Origin of the sequence: Mesorhizobium qingshengii, from assembly GCF_027563465.1 — a bacterium.
GTDB classification, from domain to species: Bacteria; Pseudomonadota; Alphaproteobacteria; order Rhizobiales; family Rhizobiaceae; genus Mesorhizobium; species Mesorhizobium qingshengii_A.
The window spans coordinates 49,021-75,693 of the sequence record NZ_JAPFQA010000018.1; the positions used below are offsets into that span (position 1 = coordinate 49,021).

General features: G+C 64.7%; 29 protein-coding genes. 16 read left to right on the plus strand and 13 right to left on the minus strand.

Annotated elements, in window-relative coordinates; all coding sequences use genetic code 11:
* Positions 1–134 precede the first annotated feature (134 nt).
* The 5 genes from OOJ09_RS26960 to OOJ09_RS26980 all read left to right on the plus strand — a co-directional run bounded on the left by OOJ09_RS26960 (position 135) and on the right by OOJ09_RS26980 (position 5,195).
* Positions 135–1,112, plus strand: a complete 978-nt coding sequence (locus OOJ09_RS26960; RefSeq protein WP_269908110.1) for a glutathione S-transferase family protein — start codon at positions 135–137, stop codon at positions 1,110–1,112.
* Positions 1,112–1,708: an alpha/beta hydrolase gene (locus tag OOJ09_RS26965; RefSeq protein WP_269908111.1), complete on the plus strand. Its 597-nt coding sequence runs from the start codon at positions 1,112–1,114 to the stop codon at positions 1,706–1,708. The genes OOJ09_RS26960 and OOJ09_RS26965 overlap by 1 nt, the downstream gene beginning before the upstream one ends.
* A gap of 348 nt (positions 1,709–2,056) precedes the next feature.
* Positions 2,057–3,598, plus strand: a complete 1,542-nt coding sequence (locus OOJ09_RS26970; RefSeq protein ID WP_269908112.1) for an FAD-dependent monooxygenase — start codon at positions 2,057–2,059, stop codon at positions 3,596–3,598.
* A gap of 97 nt (positions 3,599–3,695) precedes the next feature.
* Entirely contained in the window at positions 3,696–4,412 is a 717-nt protein-coding gene (locus tag OOJ09_RS26975) for a hypothetical protein (RefSeq protein ID WP_269908113.1), read from the plus strand.
* 141 nt (positions 4,413–4,553) lie between these two features.
* Positions 4,554–5,195 (plus strand): glutathione S-transferase family protein, encoded by a 642-nt coding sequence (locus OOJ09_RS26980; RefSeq protein WP_269908114.1) that lies wholly within the window; start codon positions 4,554–4,556, stop codon positions 5,193–5,195.
* Between the two features lie 59 nt (positions 5,196–5,254).
* Here OOJ09_RS26980 and OOJ09_RS26985 read toward each other — a convergent pair whose 3' ends face one another.
* Positions 5,255–5,764, minus strand: a complete 510-nt coding sequence (locus OOJ09_RS26985; RefSeq protein WP_420107549.1) for a hypothetical protein — start codon at positions 5,762–5,764, stop codon at positions 5,255–5,257.
* 65 nt (positions 5,765–5,829) lie between these two features.
* Here OOJ09_RS26985 and OOJ09_RS26990 point away from each other — a divergent pair, with 65 nt between their 5' ends.
* Positions 5,830–6,270, plus strand: a complete 441-nt coding sequence (locus OOJ09_RS26990) for a hypothetical protein (protein WP_269908115.1) — start codon at positions 5,830–5,832, stop codon at positions 6,268–6,270.
* Positions 6,271–6,338: 68 nt separating this feature from the next.
* Here OOJ09_RS26990 and OOJ09_RS26995 read toward each other — a convergent pair whose 3' ends face one another.
* Entirely contained in the window at positions 6,339–7,961 is a 1,623-nt protein-coding gene (locus OOJ09_RS26995) for an ABC-F family ATP-binding cassette domain-containing protein (protein ID WP_269908116.1), read from the minus strand.
* A 115-nt stretch (positions 7,962–8,076) separates the two neighbouring features.
* The gene (locus OOJ09_RS27000; protein WP_269908117.1) at positions 8,077–9,630 is read right to left on the minus strand and encodes a flavin-containing monooxygenase; all 1,554 of its coding nucleotides are present in this window, start codon (positions 9,628–9,630) and stop codon (positions 8,077–8,079) included.
* 146 nt (positions 9,631–9,776) lie between these two features.
* Here OOJ09_RS27000 and OOJ09_RS27005 point away from each other — a divergent pair, with 146 nt between their 5' ends.
* The 4 genes from OOJ09_RS27005 (at position 9,777) to OOJ09_RS27020 (ending at position 12,366) form a co-directional block, all read left to right on the plus strand.
* On the plus strand, positions 9,777–10,250 hold the full coding sequence (locus OOJ09_RS27005; protein ID WP_269908118.1) for a hypothetical protein: 474 nt from the start codon (positions 9,777–9,779) through the stop codon (positions 10,248–10,250).
* On the plus strand, positions 10,247–11,593 hold the full coding sequence (locus OOJ09_RS27010) for a GAF domain-containing protein (RefSeq protein ID WP_269908119.1): 1,347 nt from the start codon (positions 10,247–10,249) through the stop codon (positions 11,591–11,593). The genes OOJ09_RS27005 and OOJ09_RS27010 overlap by 4 nt, the downstream gene beginning before the upstream one ends.
* A 170-nt stretch (positions 11,594–11,763) precedes the next feature.
* Entirely contained in the window at positions 11,764–12,075 is a 312-nt protein-coding gene (locus OOJ09_RS27015; RefSeq protein WP_269908120.1) for a hypothetical protein, read from the plus strand.
* Between the two features lie 33 nt (positions 12,076–12,108).
* Positions 12,109–12,366, plus strand: coding sequence for a hypothetical protein (locus tag OOJ09_RS27020; RefSeq protein WP_269908121.1), 258 nt, complete (start codon positions 12,109–12,111; stop codon positions 12,364–12,366).
* 114 nt (positions 12,367–12,480) lie between these two features.
* On the opposite strand, the gene OOJ09_RS27025 is transcribed toward OOJ09_RS27020, so the two are convergent.
* Positions 12,481–13,581 (minus strand): transporter substrate-binding domain-containing protein, encoded by a 1,101-nt coding sequence (locus tag OOJ09_RS27025; RefSeq protein ID WP_269908122.1) that lies wholly within the window; start codon positions 13,579–13,581, stop codon positions 12,481–12,483.
* Between the two features lie 272 nt (positions 13,582–13,853).
* Here OOJ09_RS27025 and OOJ09_RS27030 point away from each other — a divergent pair, with 272 nt between their 5' ends.
* The 3 genes from OOJ09_RS27030 (at position 13,854) to OOJ09_RS27040 (ending at position 15,453) form a co-directional block, all read left to right on the plus strand.
* A complete protein-coding gene (locus OOJ09_RS27030) occupies positions 13,854–14,060 on the plus strand; it encodes a hypothetical protein (protein ID WP_269908123.1) in 207 nt (68 codons plus the stop codon).
* A 102-nt stretch (positions 14,061–14,162) separates the two neighbouring features.
* Positions 14,163–14,723, plus strand: a complete 561-nt coding sequence (locus tag OOJ09_RS27035; protein ID WP_269908124.1) for a LysE family translocator — start codon at positions 14,163–14,165, stop codon at positions 14,721–14,723.
* A gap of 100 nt (positions 14,724–14,823) precedes the next feature.
* A complete protein-coding gene (locus tag OOJ09_RS27040; RefSeq protein WP_269908125.1) occupies positions 14,824–15,453 on the plus strand; it encodes a glutathione S-transferase family protein in 630 nt (209 codons plus the stop codon).
* A gap of 6 nt (positions 15,454–15,459) precedes the next feature.
* Here the strand turns inward: OOJ09_RS27040 and OOJ09_RS27045 are convergent, their stop codons facing one another.
* Positions 15,460–16,059 carry a YdeI/OmpD-associated family protein gene (locus tag OOJ09_RS27045; protein ID WP_269908151.1) on the minus strand — a complete coding sequence of 200 codons (600 nt, stop codon included), beginning with the start codon at positions 16,057–16,059 and terminating at the stop codon, positions 15,460–15,462.
* Between the two features lie 606 nt (positions 16,060–16,665).
* Entirely contained in the window at positions 16,666–17,571 is a 906-nt protein-coding gene (locus OOJ09_RS27050) for a S1C family serine protease (protein WP_269908126.1), read from the minus strand.
* Positions 17,572–17,833: 262 nt separating this feature from the next.
* Here OOJ09_RS27050 and yghU point away from each other — a divergent pair, with 262 nt between their 5' ends.
* Positions 17,834–18,700: a glutathione-dependent disulfide-bond oxidoreductase gene (gene yghU, locus OOJ09_RS27055; protein WP_269908127.1), complete on the plus strand. Its 867-nt coding sequence runs from the start codon at positions 17,834–17,836 to the stop codon at positions 18,698–18,700.
* 51 nt (positions 18,701–18,751) lie between these two features.
* On the opposite strand, the gene OOJ09_RS27060 is transcribed toward yghU, so the two are convergent.
* The 3 genes from OOJ09_RS27060 to OOJ09_RS27070 all read right to left on the minus strand — a co-directional run bounded on the left by OOJ09_RS27060 (position 18,752) and on the right by OOJ09_RS27070 (position 21,094).
* Positions 18,752–19,549 (minus strand): hypothetical protein, encoded by a 798-nt coding sequence (locus OOJ09_RS27060; protein ID WP_269908128.1) that lies wholly within the window; start codon positions 19,547–19,549, stop codon positions 18,752–18,754.
* Between the two features lie 280 nt (positions 19,550–19,829).
* Entirely contained in the window at positions 19,830–20,132 is a 303-nt protein-coding gene (locus OOJ09_RS27065; protein WP_269908129.1) for a DUF1236 domain-containing protein, read from the minus strand.
* Between the two features lie 866 nt (positions 20,133–20,998).
* On the minus strand, positions 20,999–21,094 hold the full coding sequence (locus OOJ09_RS27070) for a putative RiPP precursor (RefSeq protein ID WP_256753820.1): 96 nt from the start codon (positions 21,092–21,094) through the stop codon (positions 20,999–21,001).
* Between the two features lie 193 nt (positions 21,095–21,287).
* Between OOJ09_RS27070 and OOJ09_RS27075 the strand changes: the two genes are divergently transcribed.
* On the plus strand, positions 21,288–21,548 hold the full coding sequence (locus OOJ09_RS27075; RefSeq protein WP_269908130.1) for a hypothetical protein: 261 nt from the start codon (positions 21,288–21,290) through the stop codon (positions 21,546–21,548).
* 390 nt (positions 21,549–21,938) lie between these two features.
* Here OOJ09_RS27075 and OOJ09_RS27080 read toward each other — a convergent pair whose 3' ends face one another.
* From OOJ09_RS27080 to OOJ09_RS27095, 4 genes are all read right to left on the minus strand, one after another.
* Positions 21,939–22,601 (minus strand): outer membrane protein, encoded by a 663-nt coding sequence (locus tag OOJ09_RS27080; protein WP_269908131.1) that lies wholly within the window; start codon positions 22,599–22,601, stop codon positions 21,939–21,941.
* Between the two features lie 442 nt (positions 22,602–23,043).
* Positions 23,044–23,595 (minus strand): isochorismatase family protein, encoded by a 552-nt coding sequence (locus tag OOJ09_RS27085; protein ID WP_269908132.1) that lies wholly within the window; start codon positions 23,593–23,595, stop codon positions 23,044–23,046.
* A gap of 71 nt (positions 23,596–23,666) precedes the next feature.
* On the minus strand, positions 23,667–24,404 hold the full coding sequence (locus tag OOJ09_RS27090) for a hypothetical protein (RefSeq protein WP_269908133.1): 738 nt from the start codon (positions 24,402–24,404) through the stop codon (positions 23,667–23,669).
* A 143-nt stretch (positions 24,405–24,547) separates the two neighbouring features.
* On the minus strand, positions 24,548–26,137 hold the full coding sequence (locus OOJ09_RS27095) for a WD40 repeat domain-containing protein (RefSeq protein WP_269908134.1): 1,590 nt from the start codon (positions 26,135–26,137) through the stop codon (positions 24,548–24,550).
* Positions 26,138–26,307: 170 nt separating this feature from the next.
* On the opposite strand from OOJ09_RS27095, the gene OOJ09_RS27100 reads away from it, so the two are divergent.
* On the plus strand, positions 26,308–26,559 hold the full coding sequence (locus OOJ09_RS27100; RefSeq protein ID WP_269908135.1) for a hypothetical protein: 252 nt from the start codon (positions 26,308–26,310) through the stop codon (positions 26,557–26,559).
* Positions 26,560–26,673: the final 114 nt, after the last annotated feature.

Consider the following 26,673-nt stretch of genomic DNA (forward strand, 5'->3'; position numbering starts at 1 on the left):
TGCTCCGGCCTCGGCGGCCGGAGCGCGCCATCAAAGAACAAGTGCGGACAGCGCAGCGCCACTTGATATCGGTCAAGCGGCACGCCGCTGCATTCGTGGACAATCCCCCAGTGATTGCGTGAAGGACGAAGACGATGCTCATTGAAGGAAAATGGACGGCCAACTGGCAGCCGGTGCAGGCAAGCGATGCCAAGGGCGGCTTCGTCAGGCAGGTTTCCGGCTTCCGCAACTGGGTGACGCCCGACGGCAGCGCCGGGCCGACGGGCGACGCGGGTTTCGCCGCCGAAGCGGGCCGCTATCATCTCTATGTCGCGCTCATCTGCCCCTGGGCATCCCGAACGCTGATCGCGCGCAAGCTGAAGGGGCTTGAGGACGCCATCTCCATCAGCATCGTCAACCCCCGCCTGGATGATGAAGGCTGGGCGTTCGGCGGCTATCCCGGCACTGGCCCCGACGACATCAACGGAGCCCGCCATCTGCATGAGATCTACACCAGGGCCGATCCGCTCTATACCGGGCGTGCCACCGTGCCGGTGCTTTGGGACAAGCAGCTTGGCACCATCGTCAACAACGAGAGCGCCGATATCGTGCGCATGCTCAACTCCGGCTTCGGCGACCTCGCAAGCGGACCGGATCTCTATCCCGCGCCGTTGCGGGCCGAGATCGACGCGCTCAACGCCGATATCTATCCACGGCTTAACAATGGTGTCTATCGCGCCGGCTTCGCCATCACGCAAATCGCCTATGAGGAAGCCTTCGATGACGTGTTCTCGATGCTGGGGAGTCTCGAGGCCCGGCTCGACAAGGGTGGGCCTTTCCTTCTGGGCGATACCCTGACCGAGGCCGACATCAGGCTGTTCGTCACCCTGGTGCGTTTTGACGCCGCCTATCACGGCCTGTTCAAATGCAATCTGCGGCGCCTTGCCGACTATCCGGCGCTGAGTGCCTATCTGGCTGCGATGCTGGCCGTGCCGGGGATTGCCGAAACCGTCAGCATCGAGCACATCAAGGCCGGCTACTATTCGGTCAAGGCCCTCAACCCTAACGGCATCGTGCCGAAAGGGCCCGACCTGCCGGGCTTGGCGCCCGTCTCCGTGACAGGGCAGAACTGATGGATCGCGGCCTGGTCATCCTCTTGCACGGCGTCGGCAGCAACGGCGCCAACATGGCGGCGCTCGGGCGGGCGCTGGCACCCGCGCTGCCCGGTATCGTCTTCGAAAGCCCCGATGCGCCCCATGGCAGCGGCCCGCATCGCGAGTGGTTCAGCGTCACCGGCGTTACCGAGGCCAACCGCCCCGGGCGCGTCGTTGCGGCGCGGCCCGGTTTTGACGCGGTTATCGCCACTCTGATCGAGCAACACGGTTTCTCGAATGCCCTCGATCGCGTGGCGCTGCTCGGCTTTTCCCAAGGGTCGATCATGGCGCTCGACGCGCTGGCCAGCGGACGCTGGCAAGTAGGGGCGGTGGTCGCTTTCTCGGGACGCCTGGCATCCCCGCCACCCCTGGCACCCGCGACCGGCACGCCATTGCTCCTGGTTCACGGCGACGCCGACCCGATCATGCCTTCGGGCGAGAGCATCCGGGCGGCGGAGCAGTTGAAAGCCGCCGGCGTCCGGACCAGGATCTCGATCGAGCCCGGACTGGGCCACCAGATTTCAAACGGCGGCCTCGCCGAGGCAGCCAGGTTCCTTGATGACGTGCTGCCCTGATTGGGCCAATAGTCGTTCCGCGCTGCCCATTTTGCTCCGCGGCCCGGCGCTTCCTGCCCGGTGTGCTCGACATGCTCTGGACCCGACCGTCACGGTTTTGACACCGAGGGCGTTGCCCGGCCGCCGCCGTTGCAGATTAATCGCCGCGACGTTATATAGCCCGTGTCGGAAAAGGCAGACTTGGTTTGGTAAGCCCAAGTCCTTTCGGTAACGGAAGCTCTGGTCTTTGGCTTCGTGCACGAGATCCCCACGACGAACATCGGACGCTGCTCAAGCGTCCAATCGTTCGTCCGTGTGGCTCTCAACTCGAGGAACGCTCCGGTCGAACATCGACCAAGGAGTAGTTTCATGCACAACCACAACCCGATTCCCCATGATATCGTGATTGCCGGCGCCGGTCCGGTCGGCCTGTTTCTCGCCTGCGAGCTGCGCCTGGCGGGCCTGTCGGTGCTGGTACTGGAGCAGGCCGAAGACCCGCGCTCGCCGCTGAAGCGGCTTCCCTTCGGTATGCGCGGCCTCTCGGCACCCACCATCGAGGCCTTCCACCGGCGCGGCCTGCTGGACGACATTGCGGCGCCGCCCGCGAAGGATGGCCCCGCCGACGGCAAATCGGCCGCCGCGCACTGGATGCAGCAGCCGCGCCGCCCGGGCGGCCATTTCGCCGGCATCCAGTTCTACCTCGACGCCGTCGACAGCTCGAAATGGCTCTATCGCCTGCCGGGCCCGGCGGGCACCGGCATGGCGGCCGAGATGGAGCATTTGGAAACCGCACTTGCCGCGCGCGCAGGCGCGATGGGCGTCGAGATCAGGCGCGGCCTCGGCGTCAACGGCTTCGGCCAGTCGGACGAGGAGGTGACCATCCGCGCCGGTGGCGAGACTTTTCACGCACGCTGGCTCGTCGGTTGCGATGGCGGCCGCAGCACGGTCCGCAAGCTTGGCGGCATTGCGTTCACCGGCACCGAGGCCGAGTTCACCGGTTATTCCGTTGAAGTCGAGATGGCCGATCCGGACAGGCTGAGCCTGGGCCGCCACTACACGGCGACGGGCATGTATACCCACTCACGGCCAGGCACCATCGCGATGGTCGACTTCGACGGCGGCGCCTTCCACCGGACCCAGCCCATCACGCTCGAGCATGTGCAGGCGGTGTTGCGCCGCGTATCCGGCACCGACGTCACCTTGACGGCGCTCAAGCTCGCCACGACCTGGACCGATCGCGCCTACCAGGCGACCGCCTACCGCATGGGGTGGGTGCTGCTCGCCGGCGACGCCGCGCACATCCATTCTCCCTTGGGCGGCCAGGGGCTCAATCTCGGGCTGGGCGACGCAATGAACCTCGGCTGGAAGCTCGCTGCCACCATCCGCGGCGACGCGCCGGCCGGCCTGCTCGACAGCTACTTCGATGAGCGGCACCCGGTGGGGGCGCAGGTTCTCGACTGGTCGCGCGCCCAGGTCGCGCTGATGCGGCCGAGCCGCAGTTCACGCGCGCTCGAAGCCATTATCCGCGATCTCATCGACACGCGCGACGGCGCGACATACTTCGCCGAGCGCGTGTGGGGCGTTTCTCTCCGCTACGATCTGGGCGGCGGTCACAAGCTGGTGGGTCATAGCGCGCCCGACTTCGAACTGGTCGACGGGACGAGGCTCGGCGAACGCTTGAGGAACGGGCAAGGCCTGCTGCTGGACTTCGATGCCCACCCTCCCCTTCAAGCGCTCGCAAGCCGCTGGAGCGGCCGGATCACCTATATCGCAGGAGACGCCAGGGATCGGCTGGGCCTGAGCGCCGTGCTCGTGCGCCCCGATGGCTTCGTCGCCTGGGCCGCTGAGGCTGTTCCTGACTTCGATGAGGCCACCCAGGCCGTGTCGCGATGGTTTGGCGAACCCGAATAGGTGCCTGCGCGTGCTAAAGGAACTGTTGAGCCTGATTTCGGTTGTCTGCCGTGCAACTTATCATTCCACGAAGGCACCCGATGAGCGAACATGAAACATGGCAATCAAGAAGCGCGGCTCTTTTCGAAAGATCCTGAGTGGCATCGTCGCGGCAATTGCCGCCGCGCCTGATCGCACATCCGAGCAAGGCGTGAGCACCGCTAAGGCGTCAGTGGTCGCCGAATGGCCGCTGCCGCCATCGGCAACGCTTGGCTCCTCCTTGCGCCTGAAGGGGATCGAACGCGAAATTCGAGCCCGCCTGCCGTGGGCGGTGAGGAAGTTCGCCAAGGCTGAAACGGGCCGCATCGTATTGCGCATGTTGCAAACCGATGCGGATGCGTTCCAGGCCGCCTCGGCAACCATCTCCAGGACGCTGGAGGAGATCGAAGCACTGGCCGTGCTTCCGCGCGAGGCAGAGGACATTCTCACCATCTCCTCCCGCGAGCGTCACAAATGGCTCAAGGATGGTCGCCTGAAAAGCATAGGCACCCGCACCGTGAAGATGCGCGGCCGATCCAAGGCCGTAACCTTCCATGTCTTCGATCCACGGCACATCGAGGACATTCTCGATCGGGACCTGGCGAGTGCGTGGCGGGAGGAAGATGCGCAGGAAGCATCCGAGAACAGACGGCGCGGTGCCGGCAAGGCCGCGCTGACGCGAGCAGGAAAACGAGAGCGCAAGGCGCGCAGTCCCAGGAATTCGGGAAAGGATGATGCTCCACGGCCAAAGCTGGAGGGCTGGGATACGTTCGAGGCGGAAGGCCTGCTGCGTTAGAACCGTGGCTGCACTCCTTCGGTTCGGGTCGCGAAATCCAATGGGCGAAAAACGAGATGGCTTGTCGGGAATGATGCCGGCCGTTCGTCCTCTGGGTGCAACCAAGAACCGGACACCCGACCAATCACCCGGAGCCTGCCAATGACCCCCACCATCACAGCCTTTGAACGATCGCCCGATGGCGGCAAGGGACTGGCGCGCGATACGCGCATTCGCTGGGCCCTCGAAGAAGTGGGGCAGCCCTATGAGGTTCGTCTCGTTTCCTTCGCAGAGATGAAGGCGCCTGGCCACCTGGCCATCCATCCCTTCGGCCAGATCCCCACCTATGAGGAAGGTTCTCTGTGCCTGTTCGAGACCGGCTCGATCATCTTTCATCTAGCCGAACAGCATGCGGGACTGCTGCCCAAGGGTCGCAATGCCCGCGCGCGTGCCATCACCTGGATGCTTGCCGCACTTAACACCGTCGAGCCGCCGATCCTCGAATTGACGACAGCAAGAATATTCGAAGCTGACAGGTCCTGGAGCGCGGAGCGCCTGCCGTTGGTAAAGGACCGTGTTCGCGCCCGGCTGGACAAGCTCTCGGCTCACTTAGGCGGCGCCGACTGGCTTGATGATGCGTTCAGCGCCGGCGATCTGTTGATGGTATCGGTGCTGCTTCGACTAAGAATGTCCGGCATTTTGGACGAATATCAAAACCTGGCTGCCTATGTTGCTCGCGGGGAAGCTCGGCCCGCTTATGCCAGAGCTTTCGCCGCGCAATTTGCGATCAACGCCCCATCATAAAGCTGGGCCGACAGCAGGTTTGAAGTCAGCATGCCGCCGAGCCTTTGGGCTCACGGCGGCTACGGATACTTCGCCTTTGCGACCGCCGGGCTTAAATCGCCCTGCAACGCCTTCGGCAGGGGAAGACTCGAGCACTGCAAATGCACCTCGCGGGCGAATAGTTTTCGTTGCTTCTGCTCATGCTCCTTGGTGGCGGCTATGATCCCTAGCCCGTACGGGCCAAGTGCTGCGAATTCCCAGCCCGGGTGGTGTTTTTCGCGAGCCTCGTAGTCCAAGGCCGCCGCCCGGGCCTGCTGGCATTCCGGCGACGCCCATTTCTGGTCCTGCTGCGAAAGCGACGCGCCATAGTCGACGGGAGACGTCGCGCATCCAGCCACCGTCGCGGCCAATGCGACCGCCACTGCAATTCTCATCGCAATTCTCATCCCGAGCTTCCCAACCGGTGTGGAGAGTACACGGAACTCTTCCTCCCACAAGGAGACAGGTTCGAGAGGCAGGTCGGGATACGCTTGTCGGTCAAAACCGTCATTCGCCGCGTGCGGGAACCAATGACGGGCGAGACTGTTCAATTGTAACTTTGATACGACGCTGACGAGCCCGGCCGGGTAAGCGGCGACCTCCAGGAGCTCCCATCATGAAGATTTCGTCCACAATTCGTTCCGTCTCGCTTGCCGTCATCGCCGCCGGGGCAGTCAGCGTCGCCAGCGCCGCGCATGCCGACAGCGGCACGATCCGCTTCGCCGTCTACAAGGCGGCGTTCTTCGTCGGCGGCTCCGGCGGCAAAGGCACCTTCACCTTTCATGGAAAGAGCTACCCGATCTCAATCGGCGCCGTGTCCGGAGGCCTGGCTTTCGGCGTATCCAAGACATACTTCCACGGCACCGTGCGCCACATCCGCCGCGCCCGCGACGTGACCGGGGTCTACGGAGCGGCCGGTGGCGGTGGCACGATCGGCAAGGGCGCCCAGGTGATCATCATGACCAACGACAAGGGTGCCCAGCTCGAACTCACGGGCAAGCAGGTCGGCCTGCAGGTCAACGCCGACCTCAGCGGCATGGCCATCTCGTTCAACTAAAGCCGTCATTCCAGGCGGAGGATATCCAAGGGCGGTGCCGGCTTCGAGCTGGCACCGCCCCTCGTCATTCAGCTCCTGAGTCCCGGTGCTTCCTGCCCTGTCCGCTCGACATATTCGGTATAGCCGCCGCCATAGGTGTGGATGCCTTCGGGCGTCAGTTCCAGCACGCGGTTGGAGAGCGCGGCCAGGAAGTGCCGGTCGTGCGAGACGAACAGCATTGTGCCTTCATATTGCGACAGCGCCTCGATCAGCATCTGCTTGGTGGCGATGTCGAGGTGGTTGGTCGGCTCGTCCAGCACCAGAAGGTTGGGCGGATCGAACAGCATCAGCGCCATCACCAGCCGCGCCTTTTCGCCGCCTGACAGCACCCGGCATTTCTTCTCGATCTCGTCGCCGGAAAAGCCGAAGCAGCCGGCGAGTGCCCTGAGTGGCGCCTGGCCGGCCTGCGGGAACGCGTCCTCCAGCGTCTGGAACACGGTGCGTTCGCCTTCCAGCAGTTCCATGGCGTGCTGGGCGAAATAGCCCATCTTGACGCTCGGGCCCCGCGCGACCGTGCCATTGTCCGGTTCGGATGCGCCGGCCACCAGCTTCAGCAGCGTCGACTTGCCGGCGCCGTTGACGCCCATGATGCACCAGCGCTCGCGGCGGCGGACCTGGAAGTCGAGCCCCTCATAGATGCTGCGGCTGCCATAGGCCTTGTGCACGTTCTTCAAGGTGACGACATCCTCGCCGCAGCGCGGCGCCGGCTGGAATTCGAAATTCACGATCTGGCGCCGCTTGGGCGGCTCGACGCGGTCGATCTTGTCGAGCTTCTTCACCCGGCTCTGCACCTGGGCGGCGTGCGAGGCGCGCGCCTTGAAGCGCTCGATGAAGGCGATCTCCTTGGCCAGCATCGCCTGCTGGCGCTCGAACTGGGCCTGCTGCTGCTTGTCGGCGATCGCCCGCTGCTGCTGGTAGAATTCGTAATTGCCGGAATAAGCGGTGAGCGAACCGGCGTCGATCTCGACCACCTTGTTGACGATGCGGTTCATGAACTCGCGGTCATGCGAGGTCATCAGCAGCGCGCCGTCATAACCCTTCAGGAAGGATTCCAGCCAGATCAGGCTTTCCAGATCGAGATGGTTGCTCGGCTCGTCGAGCAGCATGACATCGGGGCGCATGAGAAGGATGCGCGCCAGCGCCACGCGCATCTTCCAGCCGCCGGACAGTTTGCCGACATCGCCGTCCATCATCTCATGCGAGAAGCCGAGGCCGTCGAGCACCTCGCGCGCGCGGCCATCGAGCGCATAGCCGTCGAGTTCCTCGAAGCGGTGCTGCGCCTCGCCGTATTTCTCGATGATCTCGTCCATCCGGTCGGCCTGGTCGGGGTCGGCCATGGCCGCCTCGAGTTCCGCCATTTCGGCCGCGACTTCGCTGACCGGTCCGGCCCCGTTCATCACCTCGGCCACCGCGCTATGGCCTTCCATGTCGCCGACATCCTGGCTGAAATAGCCGATGGTGACGCCGCGATCGACCTGCACCTGGCCTTCGTCGGGCTGCTCCTGGCCGGTGATCATGCGAAACAGCGTCGTCTTGCCGGCGCCGTTGGGGCCGACGAGGCCGACCTTCTCGCCCTTCTGCAAGGCGGCCGACGCCTCGATGAAGACGAGCTGACGGCCGTTCTGCTTGCTGATGCTTTCAAGGTGAATCATATGGGAGTCCGAAAGGTGGAGAGGGGAACAAGGCGGTTGGGAGGAAGCCTCTACCAAGGCTTCGCCATAAAGGTAACCCCTATCCCACACGCCTTTGCTGCCCTGCTCCCCTCCCTCAGGCAGCCTCGCCAACCGGCGCCAGCGCCGCCGCCTCGATCATCGCCCATCGTGCCGCTTCGTCAGGCGTCATCTCGTTGGAGGCGATGGCCCCAAAGGCAGCCGCGGCGGCCCGCGTGCGAGCCGGCGCTTCGGGCAGCCTGTCCGGCCCCTCCAGCCGGAAGGAGGCCGGCGACAGCGGGCCGAACATCAGCGCGCGCGTCAGATCCGGCCAGCGGCGTGGATCGGGCTCCGCCCCGATCCTGCGGGCGAACAGCACCGCCATGTCGTGCATCAGCACCTGTGGCGGCCCGTTGCGCGCCGCGCGGCTGGCGGCGAGCCCTTCATCGAGTTCGGTCCGCGAGGGAGCGGCGACCCGGCCGGACCAGACATAGCTCAGCCACCGCGCCTGCAGTTCGAGCACGGGCAGCAGCGGTCCCACCTGGTCGTAAAGCCCGATGAAGGCGAGCCCTTCGAGGTCGGGATGGAAGGTGTGGTCGGCCAGGGTTACGTGCTGGCCGTCGAGTTCCAGCGCCTCGGCGATGTCGCGGCCGAGGAATGGCAGCGACAGCGCATAGCCGGTGCCCATGATGATGGCGTCCACCTGCTCGCTTGTCCCGTCGGTAAAGCAGACGGTGTCGCCTTCGACGCGCTCGATCCACGGGCGCGGCGCGATACGGCCCTCGGCGACGAGCGGCAGGTAGTTCTGCGACTGGGTGAGCCCGGCGGCGAAGATATTGTCGTCGGGCCGCGGCGCGCCAAACTGCTCCGGGCTGCCGGAAGTGCCGACGACAAACCCCTTCAGCCCCGCCGCCAGCATCTCCGGTGGCGTCACCGGCCCGGCAAGGGCAGCAAAGCGGGTGAAGGCAAGATGGTCCGCCGGAACGCCGGCGAGCAGTTTGCCAAGCACGTAGCGCTGGCGCCGGCTGGCGACGCTGACCCTTGCCGCGCCGCCGGCCGCCAGCTCGGATGCGATCTCCAGAGCGCTGATGGAGCAACCGGTGACCAGCACTGAAAGGCCGCGATAGGCGGCGGCACCCTGGTAGTGCATGCTGTGGCGCACGCCGCCGCTGCCGGTAAAACCGCCGATGCCAGCGACCTCCGGCATGTGCGGGCGAGCCTGGCGTCCGGTTGCGACCACCACACGCCCGAAGCGTTCCGCGCGCAACGCGCCATTGGCGCGCGAGGTGACCAGCCAGCCGCCATCGGCATGCCGCTCCAGCCGCTCCACCGGCGTCCCGGTTCTGATGCGGCGGGCAGTGCCTGTCGCGGCGGCATAGCGCTCGAGATAGGCGAGCATCTCCGCCTGCGTCGGATAAACAGGGGTGCCGGGCGCATGGTCGAGATCGCTGAAGGCGCTCAGCACCCGGCTGGTGTTGGTGCGCATGCCGGCCCACGTGCCGCTCATCGGCTGTCCGGCGTTCCACTGGCCGCCTAGCCGCTCGGCGACCTCGAAGACGACCGGCTCGAAACCGTTGCGGCTCAGCCAGGCGGCGGCGGCGAGGCCACCGGGTCCGGCGCCGATGACGGCGACATGGTTGCCGGGATGGATTTCAACATGGGATGCGGTCATTCTGGGTCTCCTGTCCTGGGAAAGCCCGCCGATAGCGCGGCGCCGACCGCATCGCCTCCTAAATGCTTCCTAAGCGGAGCCTGGTTTTCCTAAATAAATACTATGGTTATAAGGAACGGCTGAAACAGGACCTGGCGCGGCGACGGATGACACTGGACGAGGAACTCGCCGATTTCATCGAAAGCCCGGTGATGATCATCATCGGCACGCGCAATGCCGACTACGTTCCCGAGATCGCGCGCGGCGTCGGCGTCGAGGTCGATCGCGCGACCGGCACGATCAGCCTGCTGATGTCGGCATGGCAGTGGCCTGAGACCGCCGCCAACCTTGCAAGCGGCGCCCCGATCGCGATCACGCTGGCGCGGCCATCCGACTATGTCTGCTACCAGTTGAAAGGCATTGTCACGGCCGCGCGGCCCGGCGCCGGTGATGACGAGGCCCGTGCCGGCCGCTACATCGCCAGCATCACCTCCGTGCTCGGCGGCCTCGGCCTCGACACGATGCTTGCCGAGCCGTGGCAGACGGACCGCGAGCTGCTGCGCATCAATGTGGCACCGGGGCAAGTGTTCCTGCAGACGCCAGGGGCACAGGCCGGACGCCTTGTCGCGGCCGACCCATGACGATCGCACTCGCCGAGCTTGCCTCCTGCTTCGAAGGCGTCATCCCCTCCATCATCACCACGGTGGCGGCGGACGGAACGCCCAACATCTCCTATCTTTCGCATGTCGTGTCCGTCGACAACGGCCATGTCGCGCTGTCCAACCAGTTCTTCTCGAAGACCGCCGCCAATGTACGGGCCAATCCACGCGCCGCATTGCTGGTGGTCGACGCGCTGAACGGCCTGCAATACCGGCTCGACATCGCCTTCAAGGAGAGCCTCGAGACCGGGCCGCTGTTCGAACGCATGGCCGCCGACCTGAAGGCGGCCAGCCTGCAGATCAGCATGGGCTCGGTGATGCGGCTGAGGGCCATCGACGTCTACAGGGTACTCGCCATCCGCAAGGTACGCTCACCGGTGATGCGGGCGGCGCCGGTCCCCGGCATGGCGGGCGAGCGGCTGAAGGGCCTCGGCATGCTGGCTTCCGCGCTCGCCGAGGCGGAAGATCTCGCTGTGCTGCTCGAGACCACACTTGCCAGCCTGCGAGACGAATTCGGCTTTCGCCCGGCGATGATCCTCGCCTATGACGCCGCGCGCGAGAAGCTGACGACCATCGCCAGCGCCGGCTATCGTACCAGCGGCATCGGCTCGGAGGTGGCGCTCGGCGACGGCCTGATCGGCACCGCCGCGCTGGAGCGGCGCAGCCTTCGAATCAACGACATGAGCCGCACGCGGCGGTTCGGCGGCGCCATCGAGGCAAGCGGCAGCACCCGCGAAAACCACACGCGCACCATCAGCCTGCCCGGCCTGCCCGACGCGATGAGCCAGCTCGTGGTGCCGCTCGTCGCCCAGCATCAGCTCAAGGGCGTGCTGGTGATCGAGAGCGAGAAGCGCCTCGCCTTCTCGCCCGACGACGAGGTGGCGATGTCAATCCTCGGACGGCATCTCGCCATGGCGCTGTCGCTGGTGGAAACGGATCCGCCCGAGACGCCTGCGGCGCGGACTGTCGGCGGCACGGGCGCTCCGGCCGCAGGGCCAGTTTTCCGCGTGGTCCATCACCCGATCGACGACAGCGTCTTCATCGGGAACGAATATATCGTTCGCGGCGTGCCGGGGCGGCTGCTGATGAGCTTCCTCAGGATTTACCTGCGCGAGGGCCGGCGTGAGTTCTCGAACAAGGAAATCCGCGCGGACGCCACGCTGCGCCTGCCCGATTTCAAGGACAATCTGGAAACGAGGCTGCTCCTTCTGCAGCGCCGCCTGCAGGAAAAGCACGCTCCGGTCCAGGTGGAGCGCCCGGCGCGCGGCCGCATCCTGCTTGTCGTTTCAGGACAGCCAGCGATCAACGACGCACCGGAGGACTGACACCCGGCGCGCCGCCCGGGGACGGCGTGGGTGACACTGCACTTCCCGGAAACACTCCAGAAACAAGATTCAACAGTCCGGAAAAACTGGCGAAAAAATCGTCTGTCATAACCATCCGCGCGGCGGCCGGACAGCGGTCGCCACACAACGCAAACGGATGGTCCCGAGAGATGCAACGACGTTCGACCGGATGGATGGGTGCCCTGATCGGCATTTCGCTCGCCATGCTTGCGGTCGCGCAGCCGGGTGCGGAAGCAGCGGTTACCCGGAGCGAATATTGCAGCCGGCTCGGTCTTCAGCTCGACGAGGCCATCGAAACCAAGGCCGGCCCCGGTGCCAATGCGACGGAGATCGCCGAGGCAACGGCACTCCAGAACAAGGCGAACCGGTTTTGTGCCGAGCGCAAGCAGGCACAAGGCATCCGGACCTTCGCCAACGCCTTGAGACTTCTCGGAGTGACTCCGGTCGATCTGAACCAGTGACGGCAACCATCAACCCCTGAAGGAAAGCCTATCATGAACAAGCCCCTCCTCTGCGCGCTCGGCCTGGCCATTGCCCTCGGCGTCGCCATGCCGGTTGTCGGTGCCAGCACGGCCAACGCGGCCGCGACCACCACGGCCGCGTCGGGCGTTGCCCCGGCGGCGTCCGCTGCCGTCAGCAAACCGGTCCAGGCCGCCGCGCACAAGCATGCCAAGCACGTGAAGAAGCACCGCAAGCACGTGAAGAAGCACACCGGCAAGAAGCACGGCAACAAGCACGCCAAGGCTTATTGATCGCCTCTCTTCCGACTTCCTTCCGGAAAAAGGCCGTCCTCGCAAAAGCGAGGGCGGCTTTTTTCTTGCGCGCGGCCCCGGGGATCAAGCCCCCGGGGATCAAGCCCTATCGGGCTACTTCCCGCCCAGATACTGGAATACGGCCTGCTTCCACCAGTCGCTTTCGACGGTCTGCAGCAAGGCGACATCGAGAGGCTTGCGCAACGGACTGCCGAGTGGCAGCGCAATGGCATATTGCTGCTGGTCGAAGGTCGCGTCGAGGACCTGCAGGCTCGTCGCGTAGTTCTGCCCGACGAGCCAGCCGAGCAGCGGTTTGTCGTGAACCAGCGCGTCGATCTTGCCGGCACGCAGCGCGTCGAGGCCTTCCTGGATCGAGGCGAAGCCTTGATGCCGGATATGCGTCGAATCCAGATAGGAAGCCGTCGACGAATCCCGCACGTTGCCGACCCTGACCGTGGCGAGGTCGCCTTCGCCCTGCACCAGTCCTTCCATCTGCGTTACGGTCAGGACCGATGTGACGCCGGCGGTAAACACCGCAATCGCGATGATCGATCCCATCATCCAGAGCGCGGCGAGCACGCGTCCCGGTACGGTCCGCGGGCCGAAATCGCCGGTGCTGGCCTGTGTCGCGGCGATGGTCGACCACCACATGCTGGAAAACAGGCCCTTGGCGACGCCGCCGCCGAAATCATCGTTGTGGCGACGTTCGAACAGCCAGATCAAAACGCCGACAACGACCGATATGACGATCAGCGCCAGCACCGCCTGCAGGAAACCGAACGACGTCAGTGCATGTACTACCGGCCGCCATGACGGTTGATTGTTGAGAGGTGTCGCGATGCCGAGCCCGGTCGAGAAAAAGGGTTGCGTGAAGTCGACAACCTTTTCGCGGTCGGCCGTGACCGTGATCGCGGCCATCGCCGCATCGAACTTGCCGCCGGCGACGCCATCGATCTGGTCCTGCACGGTCGGCACCTCGACATAGCGGAAACGCAGGTTGAGCCGCCCGGCTATTTTCTGCCAGAGGTCGATGCTCAGTCCGGACCAACTGCCGTCCTGCAGCTTGAAGGCGAAAGGCGGCGCGGCCTTTACCCCGACCGATATCTCCTTCGAAGACAGGTCGGGGGGAGTCTGAGCGACCGTGGCGCCAGCCCCGGCACAGGCGACGACGACAATGACAACCAGTGCCATCGTCCACGAAGCAACCCTTCTCAACGGCAACGGCTCCCAGCGACCAGCTCTGCCGCTCGATCATCGCGGCCTTCGAAAGGTAGCCGCCATGCCGTCCTTCGTCCATCGCCGATGTCGGCGCCTACCGCTCGACGCGCCACGGCCAGGCTACGATCTGGCTAAAAACAAGCAGTTGGAGCAACTTCACGATTCAGATGTTGAACCGCCTCAAGCGACGCCAAGCGCCCCGGAAATTTATTGACTCGGCACAAGCCGAGCCTAAAATTTCGCCCATGGTCTTCCAGGGAGAGTTGGCCATGGGAAGCGGGGTTGTCGCGGGCCTTGAAACCGTGGAGATGATGGCTCGCGTGCTGGACGCCTATTGCAGCCATGCTGGCGTCGTCAGCCATATCGAACGGGAACATATCGCAGTGGTCGTCCTGGCGCTCTATGAGACGGGGATCGAAACCGAAGACGGCCTGCTGGCGGAACTCCTGAAAGAGCCGCGCTCCCGTACCGGCTAGACTTCAAACTGACCCACTACCCGGCAGCGTGTAACTCGACTCCTGGCGCGGCTGCCGCTAACAGTTCCGGCCGATTGACACGATGCGGGACAACAGCCTCGGATGCTCGACCTTGATCTGCTGGCGCTGGGCGGGCTGCTGCTGACGCCCGGACCAACCAATATCCTTCTGGCTTTTTCGGCGGTTTCGTCCGGGGCGCGGCGCACGGTGCCGATGCTGGCCGCGGCCGTGCTTGCCTATATGGTGATCATCCTGGCGGTTGCGGCACTTGCCGCCCTGGTGCCGGCGGGCAACCAGGTCGGGCTCCGGACCGGCGTGAGGATCTGTGCGGTGCTGTGGCTGCTCTGGCTCGCCTACAGCGTCTGGACCACGAAGGACGACGGCGCCGAGGTCCGGCTGGTCGCGGTGAGGCAGGTTTTCGTCACCACGCTCATCAATCCCAAGGCGATGATCGTCGCGCTGCTGGTCCAGAGCGAAGGCATGACAGCCCAGTTTCTGGCCACGATCGCCGCGCTCGTCGCTCTTGCCGGAGCGGCCTGGATCGTCGTTGGTCTGGTGGTCCGCCGCGGCGGTTCAAACCTGCTCAGCCAGCGGTCGCTGCGCCGCGCCAGCGCCATCTGCCTTGCCGGCTTCGGCATCATCCTTGCCGGCAGCAGCCTGTAGCGCCGCCTCGGACCAGCGCCGGATGCCCGGTGCAGGAATCGGGTGGCGAATGGCGAGGCCGCGTGCGAACGCTATCCCCACCGCGGCGGAAGGATGGGCCATGTTCACGCTCCATGATTATTTGCCATCGCAGAATGGCTGGAAGGCCCGGGTCCTGCTCGGGCTGCTCGACATCCCGTATGACAGTCGCATTGTCTCGATCTTCGAGGGCGAGAGCCACACTGACGCCTTCCTTGAACTCAATCCGGCCGGTGCGGTCCCCGTGCTTCAGCTCGAAGACGGGAGCGCCATCGCCGAATCCAATGCGATCCTCACCTACCTCGCGGAAGGGACGCGCTTCTTGCCGGCGGACCGCTATCGGCGCGCAAAGGTCATGCAGTGGCTGTTCTTCGAACAATACAATGTCGAGCCGGTCATCGGCTCGCTGCGCTTCTGGACGCTGACCGGACGGCTCGAGCGCAACCAGGGCATGGTTGCGGGCAAGCGCGAAGCCGGCGCCCGCACACTCGCGGCCCTGGATCGCTGCCTTGGCGATACGCCGTTTCTCATCGGCAACGACTTCACGATCGCCGATATCGCTGTCTATGCCTACAGCCATCGCGCCGAGGATTGCGGCTTCCGTCTCTCCGACTACCCGGCATTCCTTGCATGGGCAGGCCGCGTGCGCGACACCATCGGTCCCGGCTACCCGGTGCACTCATACGGTATTGATCCGCACTCGGGCGGCTGAACGGCCTCACTTCTTGCCCTGCGGATGGATCGTCTCGCCGCGCTTCAGCATCGCGACGAAGGTCTCGATCTTCTTCTTGCGCCCGGCCTCGGTCTTCATGTTGTGGGTGCGGAAGGCAAGCGCGAAGCGGTTCTGCGCGCTGAGTTTGCCCAGCATTTCTTTGGCTGCCGGCTCGGCGTCGATCGCCGCCTGCAGGTCGTCGGGGATCTTCATCGCCTTGCCGCTGCCATAGGCGCGCGCCCAGCGCCCGTCCGCCTTGGCCGCCTCGACCTCTCTCAGCCCATGCTCGGTCATGCGGCCCTCCGCGACCAGCCGCGCGACATTGTCGATGTTGATCCGGCTCCAGATGCTCTTCTTGCCGCGCGGCGTGTAGCGTTGCAGGAAACTGTTGTCGTCCAGCCCCTTGCGCACCGCGTCGATCCAGCCGAAGCACAGCACGACGTCGATGGCTTCCTTGGGCGTGATCGACTTCAGTCCCGACCCGACCTTGTGCACCTTGATCCACACTTCGGTTTCGGTTGCGTGGTGCTTGCCGAGCCAGGCATGAAAGCTGGCCGGGTCCGGGAATTCCCTGACCTTGCCGGGGTCGACCTTGACCGGCGCCATCAGCCGGCCTGCCCGTTCAGTGCTCTTGCCGCTGGCATCACCATGTTCCCTGCTTTCACTGTCGCTTCTGCCGCCAGAATCGCGGCCATCGTCATCGGCCGGCATCTTGGCATGGGTCCCTGTCAGTTTGCGTCAGCAGCAAGACGCGTCGCCGCGAAGCAACGGAACGCAACCCCCATTACCGCGTTCCGCCCCCAGCGCAACCGCCGGATGGAGGGTCCCGATGGCGATAGATTTTCGCCCATGTCAGCTGCTCCGACCTCGAAGCCAGTATCGGTGGCGCTTGCGAGTGCTGAGAAAGAGTAGCGCCTTCCCTTCTCCCCCTGTGTCCGCCAAAGGCCAGACCATCGCCTTCAAGGACCGCAATCCGGCGGCGCCTTCACCGCTTGCGGCGAGCAGGCATGCGCCGAACCATCGGCCTTGCCGATGAAGGCGGACATCGCCTGGTTCAGGCGGTGGCGGCTTTCCGTCAGGAGTTGTTTGGAAACAAGGTCTTGGAACGATCGGTCGATTCAAGTCCTGAACTCGCCTCGGGTGATGTTGCGGCTTCGCGCCACCGCCAGGAAGGTCTCGAGCCCTCTTGGATGCATCGACCGGCCGACGCGCCTACTGCAGCTGCGGCTTTTTCAGGAAACTGCCGCGGTCGGCGGACTTCACGCGCAGCCAGGTTTCGCGGCCGTCGCGCACCACCCGCATCGGGATCTCGGCGCCGGCCGAGCCGCTTTCCCACAGTTTGCGATAGAAATCCGCGAGCCCGTCGACCGCGCCATCGCGGATGTCGGAGATGACGTCGCCCTGGCGCAGGCCCGCTTTTGCCGCAGGGCCGCCTTCGGTCACGCTCATCACCACCACCTTGCCGTCGCTTTCGGCCGAGAGGGCGCCGAGCCACGGGCGCGGCGGCTTGGCCACCTGGCCGCGCGTCAGGAGATCGTCGAGAATGGGCGGCAACAGATCGATCGGCACCACCATGTTGATATCGGCCACTTCGCCGTTGCGGCTCATCTGCAGGCGCAGCGACCCGATGCCGAGCAGCGAACCATCGGCGCCGAACAATCCCGCACCGCCCCAGGACGGGTGCGCCGGCGCGATGAAGATCGCCTCTTCGAGCAGATACTCCCAATAGCCGGCGAATTCCTGCTTGGTGACGATCCTGGACTGGACCGAGCGGCCGACGCCATCGGCGAGCACGACGGCATCACCGACCTTGGCCTTGCCGGCATCGCCCAGCGCCACGGCCGGCAGGCCGAGCGGCGCCAGCGCCTGCACCAGGCCGAAGCCCGATTCCTGGTCGTAGGCCAGCGCGTGCGCGGGGATGACGCGGCCGTCCTGGCTGGTCAGCCAGACCTCTTCGGCCTCGGTGATGAGATAGCCGATGGTCAGCACCAGCCCGTCGTCACGGATGACAACGCCGCTGCCTTCCCGCAGCGTGCCCAAGGCACCCGCCGTAAAGGCATCTTCGGGAACAGTGGCCCGCACGGCGACGACGGAGCGCGGATTGGGAATGATGGTCATGCTGGCATTCCTCGTACGTGGTATTTCTATAGGTATGCCATGCCGGGGATGGTGCAAGGGGTGAGGAACGGTGGCCGGAGGCCGCGAAAAGCCAATTGCTTGGCTTTTCGAGTTTCGAACGCCCTGAGCCTGCGAAGGGCCGGGTAAGAGACCTTCATAAAACAATAGTTCAACGCAAGTTGAACTTCCCCATCCGCAGCCCTAGCTGTAGATGATCTGCCCCCATCGCAAGCCAATTCCCCCCAAGACACGAGGCTCCGAGATGACCGAGTACACCCCGCCGAAAGTATGGACCTGGAACAAGGCGAATGGCGGCGCCTTCGCCAGCATCAACCGGCCGATCGCCGGCCCGACGCATGACAAGGAACTGCCGGTCGGCAAGCACCCGCTGCAGCTCTATTCGCTGGCGACGCCGAACGGCGTCAAGGTGACGGTCATGCTGGAGGAACTGCTGGCGCGCGGCCACAAGGGCGCCGAATACGACGCCTGGCTGATCAGGATCAACGATGGCGACCAGTTCGGCAGCGGCTTCGTCGAGGTCAACCCAAACTCCAAGATTCCCGCCTTGATGGACCATAGCGGCAAGACGCCGGTCCGCGTCTTCGAATCCGGCTCGATCCTCGTCTACCTCGCCGAAAAGTTCGGCGAATTCCTGCCGACCGAACAGCCGGCCCGCGCCGAAGTCCTGTCCTGGCTGTTCTGGCAGATGGGCTCGGCGCCGTATCTGGGCGGCGGCTTCGGCCATTTCTACGCCTATGCGCCGGAAAAGTTCGAATATGCCATCGACCGCTTCTCGATGGAGGTGAAGCGCCAGATGGACGTGCTCGACCGTCGCCTCGCCGAGACCGAATATCTCGGGGGCAAGGACTACACCATCGCCGACATGGCGGTGTGGCCCTGGTATGGCGGGCTGGCTCTTGGCCGCATGTACAATGATGCCGGCGAGTTCCTGTCGGTGCAGGACTACCGCCATGTGCAGCGCTGGGCGCAGGCGATCGACGCCCGCCCGGCAGTCAAGCGCGGCCGCATGGTCAACCGCGCCTTCGGCGAACCGGCCCTGCAGCTGCACGAGCGCCACGACGCCAGCGACTTCGACACGAAGACGCAGGACAAACTGGCGGCCGAGTAAACTGAGCCGAGAACGCGTCAGCCTCCCTCCCCTCTGGGGAGGTTGGCCGCTTCAGCCCACCCGTTCCTTGCCGACGGCCGACATCCACAGCCGGTCGATGTCGGCAAGGAAGGTCTCGTCGATCTCGTCGAGATGGTTCCAGTACATGCCGTCCTCGTAGAAATAGCCGAGGTCCTTCTCGATCTCCTCGGCCTTTTCGGCCTTGTCGAGCCGGATGTTGCCAAGGATTTCCGCCTTCATTTCGGCAATCCGCGCCAGCGAAAGGCCGCCAAGCGCGTCGAAGGCCAGCCTGGGAAAGACCAGCCGGCTGCGCGGTAGGTCCGACAGATTGATGCACAGGCAGTCGTGCTTCAACGCCTGGACAAGCAGGCGCGCCGACTTGGCCTCGAGGTTGCGCAGCGTGACGTCGTCGCGCAATGGATCGGGACGGCCGATGCCGTAGAAATGCGTCTTGTCCGGCCGGTCGTAGATCATGTCGCAGCCCAGGAATGCCAGCACATCGGGCTTCTGGCTGTGAATGGTCCAATAGGCGGCGGTCAGCGCCATCGTGGCGCCGGCATAGACGAAGCCGCCGAACGCGTTCTGCGCCGGAACATACTGCGTGGCGCTGAATATCCGAGCCTGCCGCAAGGTCGCGTCGCCGGGCAGCCGGTCCGACGGGAAATCGCCGGCATGGACGAGGAAATCCCAGTCGGGGCGCACGCGCCAGGCATTGTTGATGGCGACGATCCGGCTGAAGGCCTGCTTCGGCCACGGCTCGCAACGCACCGCGTCGGGCGCGCTGCCAAGCAGAAGCATGATGCGGGGCGCGTCGTCGCGGACACTCGTCTCGACTGGCTGAATGGTCATTGAAGGGCTTTCAGGTCTTCCGCCGAAGGGCCGGCCGCGCATGCGATGCATCGATATGCGGCTCGGTACGCAAGCCGGCGCGCGAATGTCCCGCACGGTCGCATCCTGCACCCTGGCGGGCCGGTTTTCCAGCCCAATGCATGCGGACGATCGCGCGGCGATCGACGCTCCCGCCGCGCGATGTTCGGCCTGCTTCGAGACAAAGCCCGCCACGACTTTGCGTCCGTGGCGGGCTTTTCCAGAAGACTGACCTGGCACAATGCCGGTCGTCAGGCCGTCGTCAGTGCAGGACTTCGACGATCTGATGGGTCTCGGGGTCGACCAGGACGGTCTGGTCGTTGATGACGGCGACGCGGTACTTGACGTTGGGCACCTCGCGCAATTCAACCGTGTCCGGTACCGGCGAGCCGAGCTTGAGCTCGACGCCCAGAAGGTTCACCGACGCCAGCGGCTGCTTCTTGACGTATTCGCGAATGACCGTCTCCTGTTCCGGCTGGACGACGACGACATTTTCCGCCACGGCCACACCAATGCCGCTCATCAGGACGATCGCGGCCGCTGCACTCGAAAGATAATGTTTCATGATAACCTCCATAAGGGCTGTCTGAAAATCCGCCCTGCATGGAAACTCGATCGTCACATGGAGGTTCCATCTCGAATTGTGGAATAAATGTGTTGTTTAATCGACCGCCAAGAGGTTCGCGTTGTTAAATCCTATTCGAACCGCTGGCATAAGCATCGGAACCATCGGAATATGTATTTTAAAAATATTTGGGTAAACTGCAGTGGACGGCAAACATAGCGTGATATTTCTCCTACGGGTGAGCACCCGAAGGGGTGAAGGGCGTGCCTCTTCGGGCGAGGTCGATCCATTCACGGCCCTGGAGGCAGCCAGCGTAGAGCGCGCAATGCCTCTCCAGCCGGCTCTTCCCGGGTGCGAAAAAGGCCCGCCCCGCCGGGAGCAGGGCGAGCCTCCAACAGCGCCCGATGGAGGTGGCAGCCTCGCCGGTCGCGGTTGAAAAACGCAAGGGTCGCGGCTTGGTTCCAACATCGCCGGCACGTCCAGTCTGGTCCGCATGCAGCCGGTTTGGTTCGCATGCAACCATGTGATCGCGATGACGTTGTGGCAAAAATCACCAGCAAGGATGACGGCCAGATGGCTCCTCGACCCTCAGTGACCAGGTATCCCTTCACCTTGATGTTTGTCGTGATCGCGCTGGCAGCGCCGTTCGCCGGCCTTGCCTGGCGCACGCGCGAGTGGATGGGCTGGTAGGACAGCGCTGGCAGGCAGGCCGGCGTGAGCGCCGGTCACCGATGCCCTCGGGCGGCTCCGATGGCAAGCCCTTGATCGCGAGACCGGTCGTCAGTGGTGATGGCTGGGGTACCCACGCAATCGGGGCGCCATAAGCATGGCGCCGCTCGAAGCGCTATCGCGGACTGCCCCGCCGGTCAGCCCTTGGGCAGCCCGGATGGCCCGCTAAGGGCGGTAACGTTCGTCAGTTTTTCCCGGCGGACCAGGACCGGCTTCTCGTAGATCTTCTTCATCGTCGCCCCATGCATTGCTTGACGGTGCTAATTCGCCGTCGGGCGTTGCAATGTCAACCCGTTTTGAGCGCTCGGTTCCTGCCCTACTGAACGAGTCGACCGAGGGGCGGCAAACTGATCGAGCAGGCCGGCGGAACATTTAGCCGCCTTTCGAATTGACATGAGCAAATGCTAATAACGGAGGATATCCACTGTGAAAAACTTCATTCTTTCGGCACTTGTCGCCATCTCCGTCGTGTCCCCGGTCATCGTCGCTCCGGCGCAAGCCGCAAGCCTCGTCATCACGACGGACAATGGCAATATGGGCCGGCACCACTGGCGCGACAATCGCTGGCGCGATCATCACTGGCGCAAGCATCATAACCGCCATTGCTTCGTGAAGGTGAGGAAGCATTGGCGCCACCATCACTGGGTCATCGAGAAGGTGCGCGTCTGCGACTTCCGTCGCTACTGAGCGATGCCGAAATCGCCACCGCCCCGGGCGCACCGCACAATTCGTCCGAACGCAACAACCCTGGCAACGGCAGCCGTCTGGAGCGCGGCGGTCGTCATGCTGGTGCTGATGGTGACGGGAGCGGCCGGGTTCTGACAGCGAGGACTCGATGCCTTTATCCCCAGGCGAGGTTTTGACGCCGCCTTGCATTAAACATTAGAGGTTGCGAATATAGAAGTCAGCCGGCGACCGCCAGAAGCCGGCTGGGCCCGGCGTGCCTTCCTTTGCACCTGGCCGCCGGGCCAATTTTCCCTTGCTGTTCGCCCACGCGCGATGCGGCAAAAATCACCAGTCCATCTCAAGGATCAGACCGAGACGACTCACACGGGTCCCGGCCAACTGCCGAGCGCCTCAGAATTTGTAGTTGATCTTGCCGACGACGACATTTTCCGTGTCGCGATTGTCGACGAAGAAACCTGGCAGAACATCGCTTTCGCCGGCCTTGGAGCCAAAATCGTAGTAATTCCACTCGACGCCGGCGGTCCAATGATCGGTGAAAGCATACTCGGCGCCGAGGCCGGCGGTCCACCCAACCCGAGACCCGCCACCAAACGATTGAGGAAAGCTGTCAACCTCGGCGAATTTATACTTGGTGAATGCAACGCCGGCATCGCCATAGATCAGAAACCGGTCGACCGCGTAGCCGAGGCGTCCACGCACTGAGCCCAGATAGTCCTGCTTGGCCTCGCAGGTCGTACCTAGGACGTTCGAGCATTGGTTGTCGCCCTTCACGGTCGAGCCCGCAAAATCGCCTTCAACGCCGATCACGAATTGATTGATCTGATAGTTGTAGCCGATCTGGCCGCCGAAAATACCTCCGGACCCATTGGTGTTGAAGGTCGGGTTGGTCGTCTGTGACCAGCGGCTGTCGTTCCATCCGCCACCCGCCTGAACACCGCCATAGAAGCCGGTCCAGGAAAAAGGCATGGCGGCAACCGGCTCAATGAAATCCGCGGCCAGAACCGGGGAGGCGGCCGCCAGAAATGCAACTGAACAGAGCAGTGCCAGTTTCATCGATACCTCCGCCCACACCAATCAATCCAAATTAATATCACAACCCAAACCAGTGGCTGCAACCAAAAGTATCAGCAGCGGACCGTTTCGGCGGACGCAGTTGCACTGCGGCAACAGATCGCGGTCTCCCAAATACAATGAGCGAACTTTGTCGATACGAGCCGGAGTCTCTTCGAGACAAACCGGACGACAGGCGTCCACTTCACCCCGGCATCCTTGCCATCTCTCGCCACCACCTTGCCCCGACGCGGATTGCGTTATTTTCGCCCCGCCTATTCCGCTTTCGCGGAAGTTTCATCCAGCGGGCGATGTGCCATGCTGTTGTTGCGGCGAGGAGCCGCCCTGGTCGACGCGGGCGCCCGAGCTCACCCCAACATGCGCCCCCCCGTCCGTGTCGACCACGGCAAGGAGGCGCTTGGCGCTGTCATCCTGCCCCCTGGCTTCAGCCGCCGACCAGCGCCTGCGTCGTCACCAGATCGGCGCCGGCCTCGGCGAAGCTGGCATTGTGACGCGCGATGATCTGCCAGGCGCTCTCGCTGGCGCTGTCCAGCGTGCTGTGGGCATCGGAAACGACGGTTACGCCTAGCCCTCTGGCCAGCGCGCCCTTGACGGTCGCCGCCACGCAGAAATCGGTCTGCGCGCCGAGGAGCACGACCGCACCGGCGCCCTGCCCAGCCACCCAGTCGGCAAAGGCTGGATTGCTGAAGGCATCGCGCACCGATTTGGCAAAGGTCGGCTCATCCTCGGCCTGGCCAAGCGCGAGCCACACCGGCCAGCCCGGTTCGCCCGGCGCCAGCGGGTCGCCCGCCGGTCCGTCATGCCTGATGAAAGCGACCTTGCGCCCACCGCGCCGCGCCCAGCCGATCACCGCCCGCGTGCGCTCGACGATGGCAGGCGCATCATGGATCGGCGGCTCGTGCACGCCGTCGAACATGCCGGTCTGGAGATCGATGACGACCAGCGGCGCGGTCGCGGAACGTATATTTGCTGACATGGCTGTCGATCCATATTCGCATCGAAACAAGGAGATAGGGTGGTCGCGCTTCCGTGAAATGACGGACCACTCTAGGCGTTTCGGGGGTCCGGCTTGCACTCCGCGACCGCCTTGGTGGCGTTGATCAGCCGGTTGCGCACTTCGGATGGTTGCCGAAGGTTCTGCCAGTAGGCGCCGGCGCCTTTCATCTCGTGACCCGTGCCGCCGCCGATCATGCCGTCCGCGCGGACAAGCATCGTCACGACCTTGATGCCGCAGGCGAGGTTGCGGTCAGGATCGGTGATGTCGACCTCCGACTTGAAACCGCATCTGTATCTCCCCTCATCGGCCAACGAGAGCTGCAGCAGCCCGATGGAGTACTGGTCCTGGTCTGCCTCCCAAAAGGCAGCCGCGCTGTTGTTGACGGATTCCGCGCCGGCCAGGGTGGCAATCAGCGTGCGCCAGAAAACCGCGCGCCCTTGCCTGCCTTGCAACATATAGCCCGGACAAAAGATGCCGACGTCGGATGGTTCGAGGGCGGTCAACGGCTGATCGGCATCGATCAGCGCCGTCACCTTGCGGGTGACGGTCTTGTTGTCGAATTGCTTTTCCAACGCGCCTTGCGCATGGAGGCATTTCCTGGCGAATGCCTGTGCCTGGGCCTGGGTCGTATGGCCTCGGGCATGCCATTGCGCGGTGCAGGATTGCTGGGCCTCGGCCGGAGGAGCCGTCGGCACGGCGCTTTCAATGATGCGCGGATTCGCGCAGCCCTCGATCAGGCACGCCAGGGCGCCAAACAGCCCAATCGCCTGCAACAGCCTCGAACGCAATGGAGCACTCAGCGAAGCCGACCCATACACAACAAAACCCCTCCCGAGCATTACTCACACAGCTTGCTCAGCCTTGTCGACCCAACTTGGCAGACTGGCGCCACTCTGTCACCCGGTGCTGCCGCTCATGATGGCGGAGCCGCTCACCCCGGCGCTCCGGCAAACAGCACCATGCCATCGCCGCCGGTGGTCGGCCAGTCGCGGATGGTGCGGTCGTAGCCGCCGGTCAGCACCGTGCCGTCGGCGGCGAAGGCCACCGCGTAGATCGGGCCGGTCTGGCTGTCGAACATGGCGATCTGGTTGCCGGTTTCCATGTCCCACAGCCTTGCGGTGCCATCCAGCGAGCCTGACAGCAGCCGCCTGCCGTCGGCCGACAGCGCCAGCGCGTAGACCGTGCCCTCGTGGCCCTCGAGTCGCTTCACCTCGCGGCCGCTGTCGAGATCCCAGACCTTGATCGTCAGGTCGCCGCTGCCGGTGATCAGATGATGCCCGTCGGCGGTGAACACCGCGCCATAGGTGCCCTGCTCATGGCCGTGCCAGCTGCGCAATTGCTTGCCGCTTTCGATATCCCAGAGTTTCAGCGTGCCGTCGATGCTGCCCGACACCGCGCGGGTGCCATCGGGCGAGACGGCCACCGCGCTGATCGACCAGTCATGCCCGGTCAGTATGTGCAGCACGGCGTTGTTGACGAGGTCCCAGACGATGACGTTGCCGGTATCGTGTCCGCTGACGGCGCGCTTGCCGTCCGGCGTGATGGCGAGCTTGTTGACGCCGCCATTGCCGCCGGACTGGAAGACATGCAGCACCGCGCCGTCGGAAAGCTGGCGCAGCACGATCTCGCCGTCGTCACCCCCCGTCAGCGCGCGCAGGCCGTCGGGCATGTAGAGCGCCGTGCGCGCCATGTCCTTGTGGACGCCGAGGTTGCGGATCAGATGCTTGCCGCCGATGTCCCACAGCTTGATCACATGGTCGGTGCTGGCGCTGAGGATCGAGCGCCCGTCGGGCGCCACCGACAGCCAGACGACGGCGTCACGATGGCCGTCCGGCTGCGTCGGAGCGGCCTGCGGCGGTGGCGGCAAGGGCGCCACGGTGGGCGGCGGAATGACCGCGACCTCGGGCGGCGTTGGAGCAGCGGGCGGCGGCACGACCACGGGCGGTGTCGGCGACGCCGCGGGCGGGTTGGCGGCTTCCGGCGGGGGGCCGGGAGGCGCCGGCGGCGAGGCTATTGGCGGAGCAGCCGGCTCCGGGGCCGGCGGTGCGCTGGCGAATTCGTTGCCCTTGGGCTCGTTGGTCTTCGGTTCAGGGGTTTTTGGTTCGCTGGCCTTGGGTTGGCTTGGCGAGGCCACCACATCGCCCGGGCCCTGCACCCGCCACAGGACCTGATCGGCCAGCAGCGCCAGCACGGCAATCACCGGCAAGACAAGGAAGGCGCGCCGCAAGCCCGGGCGGCCCTTGGGATCGATCTCGGCGTCGCGGCCAAAAAGTGGCGCCCCGGTGGAGTGGCCCGGCCGGCCGGGCAGCAGCCCGGCCCAGAACAACAGGGCGCCAAGCAGGCAGAGCGCGCCCACCGCCAGCAACACCAACGGCCACAGCGTGGCCGGACCATGCAGCATCCGGACCATCCCGCTCCAGGTAAAGTCCCTGCCGCCCAGGAGCAGATAGGCGCGGACCAGGCAAGCCATGGCGGCCGCCAGCAGGGGAAGCGCAAACAGCCTTTCAGCCAACCTGTCCATCGCGCTCTCCGCTTGCCGGGTTTCGGGCCGCACAGTCAGACTATCAGCGCCAACATGTATCGCAAAACGCCACCCACGCCCCTCGAACGGCGATCGTCGCCAATTTGGAAAATTCGGAACCATCGCCGGGTTCCGGCGTTTGGGCCACGCGATCGAGTGTGAGGCAAAGTGTGAATCCAGTTCCGAAGATTTCCAAGGCTCCGGCTCCCCTGCCCGCCAACGACAACCAGATACCCGCGAACCAGGATATTTCGGACTTCTTGCGAGAACTCATCCCGCAAGACGACGCCGCTGCCGACGCGCTTTGCAGGCGAGGCGAGCGGATGGCCACCGCCGTTGTCGTCGTCATGGCGACCTGCCTGGTCGCTGTTCCCCTGCTCTTCGCCGGCTTGGTATATGCCGGGGTTGGCGTCGTTCCCTAGGCGCAGGCAGGCATCGGCTCTTGCTGGCTATCGCAACGCCACCCACGCCGGCGCATGATCGCTTGCGCCGTCCTGCCCGCGCGCGTCGCGGTCGATGAGGCCGGCGGCATCGTT

What these genes read in the sequence shown, in the direction of transcription:
- OOJ09_RS26960 (WP_269908110.1), top strand. Translation starts at nt 135, where the DNA reads ATGCTCATTGAAGGAAAATGGACGGCCAACTGGCAGCCGGTGCAGGCA.
- OOJ09_RS26965 (WP_269908111.1), top strand. Translation starts at nt 1,112, where the DNA reads ATGGATCGCGGCCTGGTCATCCTCTTGCACGGCGTCGGCAGCAACGGC.
- OOJ09_RS26970 (WP_269908112.1), top strand. Translation starts at nt 2,057, where the DNA reads ATGCACAACCACAACCCGATTCCCCATGATATCGTGATTGCCGGCGCC.
- OOJ09_RS26975 (WP_269908113.1), top strand. Translation starts at nt 3,696, where the DNA reads ATGGCAATCAAGAAGCGCGGCTCTTTTCGAAAGATCCTGAGTGGCATC.
- OOJ09_RS26980 (WP_269908114.1), top strand. Translation starts at nt 4,554, where the DNA reads ATGACCCCCACCATCACAGCCTTTGAACGATCGCCCGATGGCGGCAAG.
- OOJ09_RS26990 (WP_269908115.1), top strand. Translation starts at nt 5,830, where the DNA reads ATGAAGATTTCGTCCACAATTCGTTCCGTCTCGCTTGCCGTCATCGCC.
- OOJ09_RS26995 (WP_269908116.1), bottom strand. Translation starts at nt 7,961, where the DNA reads ATGATTCACCTTGAAAGCATCAGCAAGCAGAACGGCCGTCAGCTCGTC.
- OOJ09_RS27000 (WP_269908117.1), bottom strand. Translation starts at nt 9,630, where the DNA reads ATGACCGCATCCCATGTTGAAATCCATCCCGGCAACCATGTCGCCGTC.
- OOJ09_RS27005 (WP_269908118.1), top strand. Translation starts at nt 9,777, where the DNA reads ATGACACTGGACGAGGAACTCGCCGATTTCATCGAAAGCCCGGTGATG.
- OOJ09_RS27010 (WP_269908119.1), top strand. Translation starts at nt 10,247, where the DNA reads ATGACGATCGCACTCGCCGAGCTTGCCTCCTGCTTCGAAGGCGTCATC.
- OOJ09_RS27015 (WP_269908120.1), top strand. Translation starts at nt 11,764, where the DNA reads ATGCAACGACGTTCGACCGGATGGATGGGTGCCCTGATCGGCATTTCG.
- OOJ09_RS27020 (WP_269908121.1), top strand. Translation starts at nt 12,109, where the DNA reads ATGAACAAGCCCCTCCTCTGCGCGCTCGGCCTGGCCATTGCCCTCGGC.
- OOJ09_RS27030 (WP_269908123.1), top strand. Translation starts at nt 13,854, where the DNA reads ATGGGAAGCGGGGTTGTCGCGGGCCTTGAAACCGTGGAGATGATGGCT.
- OOJ09_RS27035 (WP_269908124.1), top strand. Translation starts at nt 14,163, where the DNA reads ATGCTCGACCTTGATCTGCTGGCGCTGGGCGGGCTGCTGCTGACGCCC.
- OOJ09_RS27040 (WP_269908125.1), top strand. Translation starts at nt 14,824, where the DNA reads ATGTTCACGCTCCATGATTATTTGCCATCGCAGAATGGCTGGAAGGCC.
- OOJ09_RS27045 (WP_269908151.1), bottom strand. Translation starts at nt 16,059, where the DNA reads ATGGCGCCGGTCAAGGTCGACCCCGGCAAGGTCAGGGAATTCCCGGAC.
- OOJ09_RS27050 (WP_269908126.1), bottom strand. Translation starts at nt 17,571, where the DNA reads ATGACCATCATTCCCAATCCGCGCTCCGTCGTCGCCGTGCGGGCCACT.
- yghU (WP_269908127.1), top strand. Translation starts at nt 17,834, where the DNA reads ATGACCGAGTACACCCCGCCGAAAGTATGGACCTGGAACAAGGCGAAT.
- OOJ09_RS27060 (WP_269908128.1), bottom strand. Translation starts at nt 19,549, where the DNA reads ATGACCATTCAGCCAGTCGAGACGAGTGTCCGCGACGACGCGCCCCGC.
- OOJ09_RS27065 (WP_269908129.1), bottom strand. Translation starts at nt 20,132, where the DNA reads ATGAAACATTATCTTTCGAGTGCAGCGGCCGCGATCGTCCTGATGAGC.
- OOJ09_RS27070 (WP_256753820.1), bottom strand. Translation starts at nt 21,094, where the DNA reads ATGAAGAAGATCTACGAGAAGCCGGTCCTGGTCCGCCGGGAAAAACTG.
- OOJ09_RS27080 (WP_269908131.1), bottom strand. Translation starts at nt 22,601, where the DNA reads ATGAAACTGGCACTGCTCTGTTCAGTTGCATTTCTGGCGGCCGCCTCC.
- OOJ09_RS27085 (WP_269908132.1), bottom strand. Translation starts at nt 23,595, where the DNA reads ATGTCAGCAAATATACGTTCCGCGACCGCGCCGCTGGTCGTCATCGAT.
- OOJ09_RS27095 (WP_269908134.1), bottom strand. Translation starts at nt 26,137, where the DNA reads ATGGACAGGTTGGCTGAAAGGCTGTTTGCGCTTCCCCTGCTGGCGGCC.